Below are 12,119 nucleotides of genomic sequence, written 5' to 3' on the forward strand. Positions count from 1 at the left end.
CTTGGCCTGGCTGGGCATCAGCATGCGCATGAAGTCGCGCGCTTCCTTGAAGCCGGCCGCGCCTTCGACGAACACCCCGTCGATGTCCTTGTCGTAGAGATCGCGGATCGCCCGCTTCACGAGGTCTTCTTCCTCGTAGATCAGCGCCGGGGCGATCGAGTGCAGGGTCGTCTCGCGGATGTTCTCCCAGAGACGCAGCAGGTAGTCGTAGTCGCGCTTCAGCTCGGCCTTGGTGCGCTTGGCGCCGGCCGTGCGGACGATCAGGCCCATGCCCTGCGGCACGTCGAGGCTCTGGACGATGCCCTTCAGCCGGCGGCGGTCGGTCGCGGTCTCGATCTTGCGGCTGATGCCGCCGCCGCGCGCCGTATTGGGCATCAGCACGCCGTAGCGGCCGGCCAGCGACAGGTAGGTGGTGAGCGCCGCGCCCTTGTTGCCGCGCTCTTCCTTGACGACCTGCACCAGCATGATCTGCCGGCGGCGGATCACTTCCTGGATCTTGTACTTGCGCATCAGCCGCCGGCGGCGCCGGGCGACCTCTTCCTCCATGACGTCGTCATCGTCTTCGGAGGCGGCTTCGTGGTCTTCTTCCTCGCCGTCCTCGGAGGGCTCGGACGTGGCGGCGCCGTTCCCGCGGCGGCCGCGCGGCTCGTGGTGATGGTCGTCCTCTTCCTCGGCCTCTTCGCGCATCAGCGCTTCGCGGTCGGCCACCGGGATCTGGTAGTAGTCCGGGTGGATTTCGTTGAAGGCCAGGAAGCCGTGGCGATTGCCGCCGTACTCGATGAAGGCCGCCTGCAACGACGGCTCAACCCGCGTCACCTTGGCGAGATAGATATTCCCTCTGAGCTGCTTCCGATTGGAACTTTCGAAGTCGAACTCTTCAACGCGCGTTCCGTCGACGACCACCACACGCGTCTCTTCGGCGTGGGCTGCATCGATCAACATATTCTTGGACATCAAGATTATCTCCGCGGCGCGCGCTGGACTTGAGGTCCAGGCGCAGCCGGCTTTTTGTGGGAAGGGCGCGCGCGCCGCCCAGGAAGACGCCGAAGGCGGCGCCTCGGGGGGCTTGAGGCCGGAAATTGGCTTGAGCAGCGCTGCCCATCGAGTGTGTTCCTAGGCGCGCCGGGTGGCGCGGATAAGATAGAGCGTCGCTCGCCGGGAATCGGTCAGCTGACGCGGGCTTTGGTTCGCGCGACCCTTCGCCCCGCAAGTGTGCGAGAGGCGGTTTGGCGCGCGGCGGGACATTGCAACAGCCGGCTGCAAAAGGAAAGCCGCACGCCAAAGGTCGCACCTGCAAGCTCCGGTTAACCATTTGTGTACCGGCCTGGCGCGTATATGGCTTTTGATGCGGTAGTTACCAATCCCCTCGGGGGACGAGGTTAGATGCTGGCTGGGGCCGGGCGGATTTTAGTGCGGAATAGGGTGCGTGCGTTCCTCGCCGCGGCCGCTGTTGCCGTGGGCCTGACCGCCGTTTTCGCCGTCTCCCACGCCGCCGCCTCGGTCGCCGGCCTGCTGAAGGTCCGCGTGGGCGGTGACGCCCAGCAGACCCGCATCGTCATGGACATCGACCAGGCGGCCAGCGGCCAGCTGGTTTCCGACGGCCTGGCCGACGGCCACGCGGTGCTCATCCTGCCCACCGTCTCGGCGCAGGGCGGGTTGCAGGGCTCCGGCCAGGGCCTGGTGAAGACCTGGGCGATCCAGCAGACGCCGGGGGGCGCGCGGCTGCAGCTCGACCTGGCCGCCGACGCCCGGGTCAAGGCCCGCTTCCTCCTGCCGCCCGCCGACGGCATCGACCACTACCGCTATGTCGTGGACGTGATCGCTCAGGCCGGCGGGGTGCGCCTGATCAACACGGCCAGTCCCACCCCCGCGGCCGGACTGCGTCTGCGGCCCCAGATCCCGCCGGCCCGCGTCATGCCGGTCTCGTTGAAGAAGGTCGTGGTCATCGACCCCGGCCACGGCGGCCACGATCCCGGGGCCAGCGGCGCCCGGGGCTTCGAGAAGGACGTCAACCTGGCCGCCGCCCTGGCCCTCAAGGCCCGGCTGGAGCAGTCATCGCGCTACAGCGTGGTCCTGACGCGCCACGACGACACCTATGTCCCGCTGGAGGATCGCGTCCGCATCGCTCAGCGCGCCGGGGCGGACCTGTTCATCTCGCTGCATTCGGACTCCGGCCCCGACGCCAATGTGCGCGGCGCCAGCGTCTACACGCTCTCCGACAAGGCCTCGAACCGCGCCGCCCGTTTCGTCAGCCGCGACGACTGGTTCATGAAGGCCAGCCTCACCGGCGACCGCGGCGTCAGCGACATCCTGTTCGACCTCACCCAGCGCAATACCAAGAACCGCTCCGCGGCCTTCGCCCAGACCCTGGTCAGCCACGTCGAGGGCAAGACGCCGATGCTGCGCCGCAGCCAGCGCGACGCCGGCTTCATGGTGCTGCTGGCGCCTGACGTGCCGGCCGTGCTGCTGGAGATGGGCTTCGTGAGCAATCGCGAGGACGAGCAGCAGCTGCGCGATCCGCGCCGCCGGGCGCGGTTGATGGACGCCGTGGGCGATTCCATCGACGCCTATTTCGTCCAGTCCATTCGGCTTGCGTCGCGCTGACGCGGGGGACGGTCGCGGGCGTTGGCGCCGCTGACGAAGCCGGTTAGACCGTGAGCCGTTGGGGTCGGGCGCCCCTGGAGGCCGCTAGTCCGTTGACCACCCCTCGTGAAAAATGGGTCGCGATCGCCGGCGTGGCTGCGCTGAGCCTCGTCGCCGTGGCCGGCTTCGCCATCGCGATCTGGGCCGCGTGGCTGTTCCACGACATGCCCGACGCCTCAGACCTCGCCGACTACCATCCGCCGACCGCGACGCGCGCCTATGCCTGGGACGGGACGCTGATCGGCGAATTCTCCCGCGAGCGGCGGATTTTCGTGCCCTACGATGCGATCCCGGCCCAGCTCGCCCAGGCGTTCCTGGCCGCCGAGGACCGCAACTTCTTCAAGCACTCCGGGCTCGACTACACCGGCATCGTCCGCGCCAGCGCCAAGGACATCGTCAACATCGCGCAGGGCCGGCGGCTGGAGAGCGGCTCGACCATCACCCAGCAGGTCGCCAAGAACATCCTGCTCACCAACGACGCCACCATCGGCCGCAAGCTGAAGGAGGCGCTGATCGCCCAGCAGCTGGACGGCACGCTCAGCAAGGAGCGGATCCTCGAGCTCTATCTGAACGAGATCTGGCTTGGCTACCGGTCCTATGGCGTGGGGGCGGCGGCCTACAACTACTTCGGCAAGTCGATCACCGACCTCGACCTGGCCCAGTCCGCCTATCTGGCCTCGTTGCCCAAGGGGCCGGACAACTACCATCCGATCCGTCGCAAGGCCCAGGCGATGCAGCGGCGCAACTGGGTGCTGGATCAGATGGCCGAAGCCGGCTGGGTGACGCGCGCCCAGGCCAACGCCGCCAAGCAGGAAGATCTGGTCGTCCAGCAGGAGCCCACGCGCGCCAAGTACCGCGACGCCGACTATTTCGTCGAAGAGGTCCGCCGCCGCAGCCTCGCCACCCTTGGGCCCCGCCTGACCGAGGGCGGCTACTACATGCGCACGACGCTCGACCCGCGCCTGCAGAGCGCGGCCCGCACCGCCCTGATGGACGGTCTGGAGCGCTACGACCACCGGCACGGCTGGCGCGGCGCCTGGGGTCACGTGACCACGCTCACCGGCTGGGAAGACGCGGCGAAGAAGTCGGCCAAGCCGGCCGAGCGGCGCACCTGGCGCCAGGCCGTCGTCACCGAGGTCGGCGGCGGGACTGTCCGCATCAAGACCATCGAGGGCCAGACCGGGGCGCTGGCGCCCGCCGACGTGGCCTGGGCGCGCGCCACCAAGGGCATCGGGACCGGGGACCTGATCTTCGTCGCCCCCGACGAAGCGGGCGGCCCGGCCTTCCGCCTGAAGCAGATTCCCGCCGTAAACGGCGCGATGGTGGCCATGGACCCCGACTCCGGCCGGGTGCTGGCGATGGTCGGCGGCTATTCCTTCTCGCTTTCCAGCTTCAACCGCGCGACCCAGGCGCTGCGCCAGCCGGGCTCGGCGTTCAAGCCGATCGTCTATGCGACGGCGCTCGAGAACGGCTACACCCCGGCCAGCGTGGTGATGGACGCGCCGATCTCGCTGGTCGGCGCCAACGGCCAGGCCTGGACGCCGGAGAACTACGAGCACGACTACCTGGGCCCGCTGCAGCTGCGCAAAGGCCTGGAGCTCTCGCGCAACACCATGACCGTGCGGCTGGCCCAGGGCGTCGGCATGCCGAAGATCAGCGCCTCGGCCATCCGGCTCGGCGTGGTGACCAAGATGGAGAACGTGCTGGCCATGGCGCTGGGCGCCGGCGAGACCACGGTCTTCAAGCTGACCGCCGCCTACGCCTCCTTCGTCAACGGCGGCAGGAAGGTCGAACCCCACCTGATCGAGCTGGTGCAGGACCGCGAGGGCAAGACCATCTTCAAGGCCGACCAGCGCGACTGCAACCGCTGCGACATGGGCTTCAATGGCGACGAGAGCCCGCGCATCCCGGTGGCCGGCGCCCAGGTCTGGGACCCCATCACCGCCTATCAGATCACCTCCATGCTGCAGGGCGTGGTGCAGCGGGGAACGGCGGCGGCGGCCTCGGTGCTCGGCCGGCCGACCGGCGGCAAGACCGGCACCACCAGCGAGTTCCGCTCGGCCTGGTTCGTCGGCTTCACGCCGCACATCGTGGTGGGCACCTACATCGGCTTCGACGACAACCGCAGCCTGGGCAACGGCGAGACCGGCGCGCAGGCCGCCGTGCCGATCTTCATCGACTTCATGAAGGAGGCGAACAAATCCTACGCCCCCGACGACTTCAAGCCGCCGGCCAACGCCAAGTTCGCCATGGTCCGCGGCATCCGCGAAGCCTTCCGGCCGGGCACCGAACCCCGGGTGGCCGACGGCGGCGACGCGCTCAGCGGGCCGCAGCCCTACAACAAGGTCTTCCAGAACGGCGTCACCGGCGCGCCGAACGCCGCCGCCGCGGTGGGACCGCCGCCGCCGCCCAAGAAGCCGCCGGACGACGTCAGCGGCTTGTATTGACCCCTCCCGCGGTCTATCTGCCGCGACCCACCTAAGACTAGGAATTGTCCCATGAGATTGGATGTCGAGGCCGCCAAGGCCGACATCGAGCAGTCGGTCGAACTGCTCAGGAGGCGTCTTTGACTGGGAGCCCGCGCTCCGCAAGCTCGACGAACTGAACGCCCGGGTCGAGGACCCGACGCTCTGGGACAACGCCGCGGCCGCCCAGGCCCTGACCCGCGAACGCTCGCGCCTGGCCGCCCAGATCGAGGCGGTGCAGTCACTGGAACGCGACCTCGCCGATGCGCTGGGCTACGCCGAAATGGCCGACGAGGAAGGCGATGAGGCCTCGCTCGAAGAGGCCCGCGTGCAGCTTCGCGGCCTGAAGGAGCGGGCCGGGCGGGCCGAGCTCGAGGCCCTGCTCTCCGGCGAGGCCGACGGCAACGACGCCTTCATCGAAATCAATTCCGGGGCCGGCGGCACGGAGTCCTGCGACTGGGCCGGCATGCTGCTTCGCATGTACACCCGCTGGGCCAACGCCCACGGCATGACCGTCGATTTCCTGGAAGAGACCTCCGGCGAGCAGGCCGGAATCAAGTCGGCCACCCTGCAGGTCAAGGGCGCCAACGCTTACGGCTGGCTGAAGACCGAGGGCGGCGTCCATCGCCTGGTGCGCATCTCGCCCTTCGACTCGGCCGCCAAGCGGCACACCAGCTTCGCCTCGGTCTGGGTCTATCCGGTGGTGGACGACGACATCGTCATCGACATCAACCCGGCCGACGTGCGCACCGACACCTACCGGGCCTCCGGGGCCGGCGGCCAGCATATCAACAAGACCGATTCCGCCGTGCGCCTGACCCACATCCCGACCGGTGTCGCCGTGGCCTGCCAGGCCGGCCGCTCGCAGCACCAGAACCGCGACGAGGCGTGGAAAATGCTCCGCGCCCGGCTCTACGAGCTGGAACTGCAGAAGCGCGAGGCCGCCCAGCAGGCGCTGGAAGACCAGAAGACCGACATCGGCTGGGGCCACCAGATCCGCAGCTACGTCCTGCAGCCGTACCAGATGGTCAAGGACCTCCGCACCGAGGTGGAGACCTCAGACACGCAAGGGGTGCTCGACGGGGACCTCGACGCCTTTATGGGCGCGGCGCTCGCCCAGCGGGTGGGCGTGACGGGCGACGCCAGCGCGCCGGCGTAACGGCTCTATTCCGCGGCTTCCGGCACCAGGCTCAGCTGCTCGGGGACCGGCGGGACCAGCTTGACGCTGCGGCCCGCGAACTGGGCGCCGGGTTCGACGGCCAGTTGGGCGTGGGTGATGTCGCCGTCGACGCGGGCGGTGGCGTAGAGGCGCACGCTCTTGGCGGTGATCGTGCCGGCGACGTGGCCGCGCACTTCCACGGCGTCGGCAATGATCGCGCCTTCGATATGGCCCGTCTCGCCGATCGACAGGTGCGCCACCTTCAGGTCGCCGCGCAGGGCGCCGTCGAGCTGCACGTCGCCTTCGCTCGCCAGATTGCCCTCGACGCTGACATTCTCGGCGATCAGCGAGCAGGCGATGGCTTTGCGGGTCAAGGTCGTCTCGGCGGTCTCAGCGCGGGAGGACGATGTGGGCTTAGTCGGCTTGGAGAACATAGGCGCCTGCCTTGACGAAGCGGTCCGGATTCTGTGCGCGGCCGTTCACCCAGACCTCGTAGTGCAGGTGGGTGCCGGTGGAGCGGCCGGTGGAGCCCATGCCGCCCAGCCGCTGGCCGACCGCGACCTCCTGGCCGACATGCACCGAAATGGCGGCGAGGTGCGCGTAGCGGGTCTTGAAGCCGCGGCCATGGTCGACCTCGACGGTGTTGCCATAGCCCGACCGGACGCCGGTGAACGACACCACGCCGGGCGCCGTCGCATGGATCGGGGTCATCGGGCCGCCGGTGAAGTCGAGGCCGGAGTGGAACGCCGGGTGGCTGGTGAAGGGGTCGTAGCGGACGCCGAAGCCGCTGGACTGCTCCGTGCCGGTCGTCGGCTTGGCGAAGGGCAGGGCCTGGGCGGCGGCCTCCAGGGCGTGGGCCTCGCTCATGTCGGTGGCGGCGTGCTGGATGCGGTCGGCGAAACCCTCGTCCACGTCAAGCACCGCGGCCAATGCGCGAGGGTCCTTGGACTCGATGAGCGGTCCGCCCAGCGCGCCGCCCTTGGGCATGTAGGCCGCCGGCGTCAGGCCGGCCAGTCGGAAGGCCAGGCGCAGGCGGTCGGCGCGGCTCTTGGCGAAGCTGTCGGCGGCGTCGAGCAGCTGCTCCTGGCTGATCCGCACGGTGTCGACCATGTGGGCGGGGTTCTTGTCGCTGGTCATCACCACCTGGTTGATCACCGGGGTGAGCGCCGCGGCCGCGCCGGGCGCGCCCTTCATGTCGGTGAGCAGCATGGCCAGCGCCGCGTGGCGCTTCTCGATGCTGGAGGCGAGCGAGAGGTTGGCGCCGCCGCCGGCGTTCAGTTCCGCGACCGCCGAGTTCAGCCGCGCCTGCCGGTCGGCGATCCAGCGTTCGTACTTGGCCTGGGTGCGGGCGATCTCGCGGTCGGCCGAGGAAGCCGAGAGCATGTTCACCAGCATGGCGGCGCTGCAGACGCCCATCCAAAGGGCGGCGGCGGACAGGCCCGCGGCGGCGAACATCTGCTTTCTGGGAGTGAGGACGTAGCCCTTCATCTCACCGCCCGAGCGGACGTAGAGATGGCGTTCCGGGAACAGCTCAACGAGCGAGCGGCGTAGGCGCGCCAGACGTTCCATGCGTTCGAAAGGTCCCCAGCCCTTTGGACCACGGGATATGCAATCAGATTTTCGCGGGAGGCAAGACGCTTTGCGCCGATTGCGGCGCAAGCTTAACAGTCGCCAGATTCGGGTGATCTGGTAAACAGAAACTGAACGCCGTTCTGCGGCGACTGCATTATGCGCCGTTCCCCTCGGGAGGCGTAGTCATTTGATTGGCCGGGGCGGCGAGCCCGCGAGTCCGCCGGACTGCTTGCATCGCATGCGCCGCCGCCGGCTGTGCGTCGCCAGGCCGCGGCGTCTTTAGAGCGCCTTAACCGCCTCCAGGACCGCCTGCGCGTGGCCCGCGACCTTCACCTTGCGCCAGATGCGCCGGATCACCCCGTCGCGGATCAGGAAGGTCGAGCGGTCGATGCCCATGTATTCGCGCCCGTAGAGCTTCTTCTGCACCCAGCTTTCGTATCGCTCGATGGCGGCGGCTTCGGGGTCCGAACCGAGCGGGATCGCCAGGCCGTACTTGCCGGCGAACTTCTCGTGGCTCTTGGCGCTGTCCTTGGAGACGCCCACCACCGTTGCGCCGGCCTTGGCGAACTCGGGCGCGAGGGCGGAGAAGTCCTTGGCCTCCATGGTGCAGCCGGTCGTATCGTCCTTCGGATAGAAATAGAGCACCAGGGTCTTGCCCTTGAAGTCGCCCAGCCGGATCGGCCCGTCGGGGCCTGCCAGTTCGAAATCGGGCGCCGCGGCGCCTTCGGTCACCTTCGCCATCGCAGGGTCTCCTAGACGGGTTTCACCAGGACGATCTTCTTCTTGCCGGCGGCGAGCTTGATGACGCCGTCCACCAAGTCGGCCTCGGTCACGACGCGGTTGGCGTCCTGCTCGGCCTTGTCGTTGAGCCGCAGGCCGCCGCCCTGCGCCAGGCGCCGGGCTTCGCCGCGCGAGGCGGCGAGGCCGGCGTCCGCCGCCAGCGTGGCAAGCACGATCCCCGCGGCCAGGTCCGCGACCGCGACCTCGTGGGTTGGCAGGTCGTCGGAGAGCCGGCCCTGCTCGAAGGCGGCTTCGGACGCCGCGGCGGCCCGCGCCGCCGCCTCGTCGCCGTGCAACAGGGCGGTGGCGGCATTGGCCAACACCTTCTTGGCGTCGTTGATCTGGGCGCCGGGCAGGCCTTCCAGGAGGGCGATCTCGTCCAGCGGCAGGTCGGTGAACAGCCGAAGGAAGCGGCCGACGTCGGCGTCCTCGGTGTTCCGCCAGAACTGCCAGTAGTCGTAGGGGCTGCGCATGTCGGCGTTCAGCCAGACCGCCCCGCCCACCGTCTTGCCCATCTTGGCGCCGGACGCGGTCGAGAGCAGCGGCGTCGTAAGGCCGAAGGCGGGCTTCTGGTCCACCCGGCGGATCAGCTCCACGCCGTTGACGATGTTGCCCCACTGGTCGGAGCCGCCCATCTGCAGCACGCAGCCGAGGCGCCGTTCAAGCTCCAGGAAGTCCACCGACTGCATCAGCATATAGTTGAACTCGAGGAAGGTCATCGGCTGTTCGCGATCCAGCCGGGCCTTGACGCTGTCGAACGCCAGCATGCGGTTGATCGTGAAGTGCACGCCGAATTCGCGCAGGAACTCGACGTAGCCGAACTTCGACAGCCACGCATCGTTGTCGACCATCACCGCATCGGTGGGCCCCTGGCCGAAGGTCAGGAACCGCTCGAAGACGCCCTTGATCGAGGCGATGTTGCCCTGGATCTGGGCGTCGGTGAGCAGCGGGCGCGAGGCGTCCTTGTCGGTGGGGTCGCCGACCTTGGTGGTGCCGCCGCCCATCAGCACGACCGGCCTGTGGCCCGCCTGCTGGAAGCGCCGCAGCATCATGATCTGGATCAGGCTGCCGACGTGCAGACTGGGGGCGGTGGCGTCAAAGCCGATGTAGGCCGCGATGGTCCCCGCCTTGGCCGCGGCGTCGAGCTCCATCGGGTGGGTGATCTGATGGAGGAACCCGCGCGCCTGCATGGTGCGCAGGAACTCGGACTCGAACGGCTGGTCGGACATTCTGGGATTCTCAGGCAACGGGTCGCCGGGCCTTAGCATGGCCGGGGCGGAGGTTTCGAGGGACATGGCGGACTCCTTGGGTTGAAGGAGGCCGGCGCGTTCGGGATGTCGGGTGGATTGCGCCGGCCGGATGGGCAGGCGCGACGGGTCGGCGGCCTGCAGCTAGGGCAGGCGGTAATAGCGGCCGAAGAGGGCGGCTTTGCCGAACATGGCGGCTGACTACGGGCGTGGCGCATGGCAGTCAAGCCGCATGCGCGTGCTGGGATTCATGACCGGGACCTCCCTCGACGCCGTCGACATGGCGGTGCTGGAGACCGACGGCGAGGCGATTTCCGCCTTCGGGCCGGCCGGCGAGCGCAAGCTGACCGAGCCCATGCGCGACCTCATGCTGGAGGCGACCAGGCAGGCGCTCGCCTGGCCGCGCGGCGCGCCGGAGCCGGCGATCTTCGCCGAGGCGGCCCGGGCGGGCGCCGAGGAGCATCTCGCCGCGGCCGATGAATTCCTGGCGACCAACGGGCTCAACTGGTCCGACATCGACCTGATCGGCATGCACGGCCAGACCGTCCTGCACGAGCGGCCGCAGGACGGCCGCCCCGGCCGCACGGTGCAGTTGGGCGACGCCGCGCTCGTGGCCGGGAGGTCCGGCGTGCCGGTGGCCTATGACTTCCGGTCGGCCGACGTCGCGGCGGGCGGGGAGGGCGCGCCGCTCGCACCGATCTATCACCTGGCCCGGGCCCGGGCCTCGGGGCTGAAGGCGCCGCTGGCGGTGCTGAACGTGGGCGGCGTCGCCAACATCACCCTCTGGTCGGGCGGCGACGAGATGACCGCCTTCGACACCGGGCCGGGCAATGGGATGATCGACCTGATGGTGCAGGCCCGGGGCGCCGGCCGCTTCGACGACAAGGGCCGCTACGCCAGCGTCGGCCAGGTCAACGCCGGCGTGCTGGCGGGTTTCCTGGGCCACCCCTATTTCGCCGCCCCGCCGCCGAAGTCCCTCGACCGCTTCGACTTCTCGCTGGAGCCGCTGGAACCCCTGGAACTGGAGGACGCCGCCGCCACCCTGGTCGCCTTCATGGCCGAGGGCGTTCGTCTGGGCGTGGAGATCACCGGTCAGACGCCACGGGAGCTGATCGTCACCGGCGGCGGCCGCCACAATCCAGAGATCATGAAGGCGCTCGCCGAACGGCTGCCCGTGCCGGTGAACGCAGCGGAAGCCCACGGCTGGCGCGGCGACTCCATCGAGGCGGAAGCCATCGCCTTCCTCGCGGCCCGCACGACCAACGGCCTGCCGATCAGCTTTCCGAAGACCACCGGCGCGCCGGAGCCGATGACTGGCGGCAAGATCGTAAAGCCCTAGGTTGTCGTGCGGCCAAGGTTGTTCTTAGGGTGCCAGATGAAAATTCGAATCCTGGGTCTGGGCGTGGCCTTCGTTGCCTTGGCGTTCGCGGCCTCGCCCATCCGAGCCGCAGAGGCGTTGCCGCCGGCGCCGCCGATCCGCGAGTTCGGTCTGGCGATGACCGAGAGGCTGGGTCGGGAGATTTACCTTCAGGATTCAGCCGCCTGGGTGGCCACGGATGCTCTCCAGCTCAAGGTTCCGGATCTCGCGGCGGCCCATATGATCGGCTGGATCGTCGTCCCGCACGGACAGAACGAGGAGGTCCGGTTCCTTCGTGATATCGGCAACGGGCCCGAGGCGGGCTATGACGTTGATGTCGACAGAAAGCTCCACGCCGTCGTCACGGAGCCGGCGAACAGGCGCCTGACGGCTGACGAACTGGCCGCATTTGCTGCGCGTCAGACCGCTTCTCACGCCCTCACCACCGCCTGTCGCGCAGGATACAACAGCGTGGTCGCGCGCGATCCGGAGGGCGACGGATGGCTGGTCTGGCTGCTTGCGCCGACGCCGACCCTCGGCGCCATTCCGTTTGGCGGCCATTACAGGTTCACGATCTCGCGCGACGGCAAGGCGGTGTTGCGCCGCGACGCGCTCTCGGCAAGCTGCATGACCATGCAGGCGCCGCCCAAAACGGGCCAGGGATCGAAACCCGCGATGGCGGTCGTGACCCATGTGGTCTCGTCGACGCCAGTGGAAACCCATGTTTTCCTACAATTGCAGGCAAAGACGCCGTTCATGGTCGTGGCGGGTGGTCGAGTATGGCTGGTGGACGATGGCCAAATCTCGGATCACGGGCCGATACCCAGTCAGAGCCTACCGGCCAAATAGCCCTCACTGAGCGTCCTTGCGCCGATAACGGTGATCGCCGAAGCTTT

General features: G+C 68.8%; 10 protein-coding genes. 5 read left to right on the forward strand and 5 right to left on the reverse strand.

Annotation, left to right across the window (positions count from 1 at the left end):
- The coding region (locus ACESMY_RS18725; protein ID WP_372786135.1) for a ribonuclease E/G at positions 1-954 on the reverse strand (954 nt) is incomplete at its 3' end.
- 468 nt (positions 955-1,422) lie between these two features.
- Here ACESMY_RS18725 and ACESMY_RS18730 point away from each other — a divergent pair.
- From ACESMY_RS18730 to prfB, 3 genes are all read left to right on the forward strand, one after another.
- Positions 1,423-2,604 carry an N-acetylmuramoyl-L-alanine amidase gene (locus ACESMY_RS18730; RefSeq protein ID WP_372786136.1) on the forward strand — a complete coding sequence of 394 codons (1,182 nt, stop codon included), beginning with the start codon at positions 1,423-1,425 and terminating at the stop codon, positions 2,602-2,604.
- A gap of 92 nt (positions 2,605-2,696) precedes the next feature.
- Positions 2,697-5,090 (forward strand): penicillin-binding protein 1A, encoded by a 2,394-nt coding sequence (locus ACESMY_RS18735; RefSeq protein WP_372786137.1) that lies wholly within the window; start codon positions 2,697-2,699, stop codon positions 5,088-5,090.
- A 51-nt stretch (positions 5,091-5,141) separates the two neighbouring features.
- A protein-coding gene (gene prfB / locus ACESMY_RS18740; RefSeq protein ID WP_372786138.1) for a peptide chain release factor 2 occupies positions 5,142-6,267 on the forward strand; the annotation gives its coding sequence in 2 pieces (ribosomal slippage) (positions 5,142-5,210 and positions 5,212-6,267; 1,125 coding nt in all).
- Positions 6,268-6,272: 5 nt separating this feature from the next.
- Here prfB and ACESMY_RS18745 read toward each other — a convergent pair.
- The 4 genes from ACESMY_RS18745 to tyrS all read right to left on the reverse strand — a co-directional run bounded on the left by ACESMY_RS18745 (position 6,273) and on the right by tyrS (position 9,887).
- The gene (locus ACESMY_RS18745) at positions 6,273-6,641 is read right to left on the reverse strand and encodes a polymer-forming cytoskeletal protein (protein ID WP_372786139.1); all 369 of its coding nucleotides are present in this window, start codon (positions 6,639-6,641) and stop codon (positions 6,273-6,275) included.
- Between the two features lie 40 nt (positions 6,642-6,681).
- The gene (locus tag ACESMY_RS18750) at positions 6,682-7,836 is read right to left on the reverse strand and encodes a M23 family metallopeptidase (protein WP_372786140.1); all 1,155 of its coding nucleotides are present in this window, start codon (positions 7,834-7,836) and stop codon (positions 6,682-6,684) included.
- 282 nt (positions 7,837-8,118) lie between these two features.
- Positions 8,119-8,580, reverse strand: a complete 462-nt coding sequence (locus ACESMY_RS18755) for a peroxiredoxin (RefSeq protein WP_372786141.1) — start codon at positions 8,578-8,580, stop codon at positions 8,119-8,121.
- Positions 8,581-8,591: 11 nt separating this feature from the next.
- Positions 8,592-9,887, reverse strand: a complete 1,296-nt coding sequence (tyrS, locus tag ACESMY_RS18760) for a tyrosine--tRNA ligase (protein ID WP_372786189.1) — start codon at positions 9,885-9,887, stop codon at positions 8,592-8,594.
- A gap of 211 nt (positions 9,888-10,098) precedes the next feature.
- Here tyrS and ACESMY_RS18765 point away from each other — a divergent pair, with 211 nt between their 5' ends.
- Both ACESMY_RS18765 and ACESMY_RS18770 read left to right on the forward strand, forming a co-directional pair.
- On the forward strand, positions 10,099-11,205 hold the full coding sequence (locus tag ACESMY_RS18765; protein WP_372786142.1) for an anhydro-N-acetylmuramic acid kinase: 1,107 nt from the start codon (positions 10,099-10,101) through the stop codon (positions 11,203-11,205).
- A 36-nt stretch (positions 11,206-11,241) separates the two neighbouring features.
- Complete coding sequence (locus ACESMY_RS18770) at positions 11,242-12,072, forward strand: hypothetical protein (protein ID WP_372786143.1); 831 nt, start codon at positions 11,242-11,244, stop codon at positions 12,070-12,072.
- The last annotated feature ends 47 nt before the right edge of the window (positions 12,073-12,119 follow it).

The sequence above is a fragment of the Phenylobacterium sp. genome (assembly GCF_041691455.1).
Classification (GTDB): domain Bacteria; phylum Pseudomonadota; class Alphaproteobacteria; order Caulobacterales; family Caulobacteraceae; genus Phenylobacterium.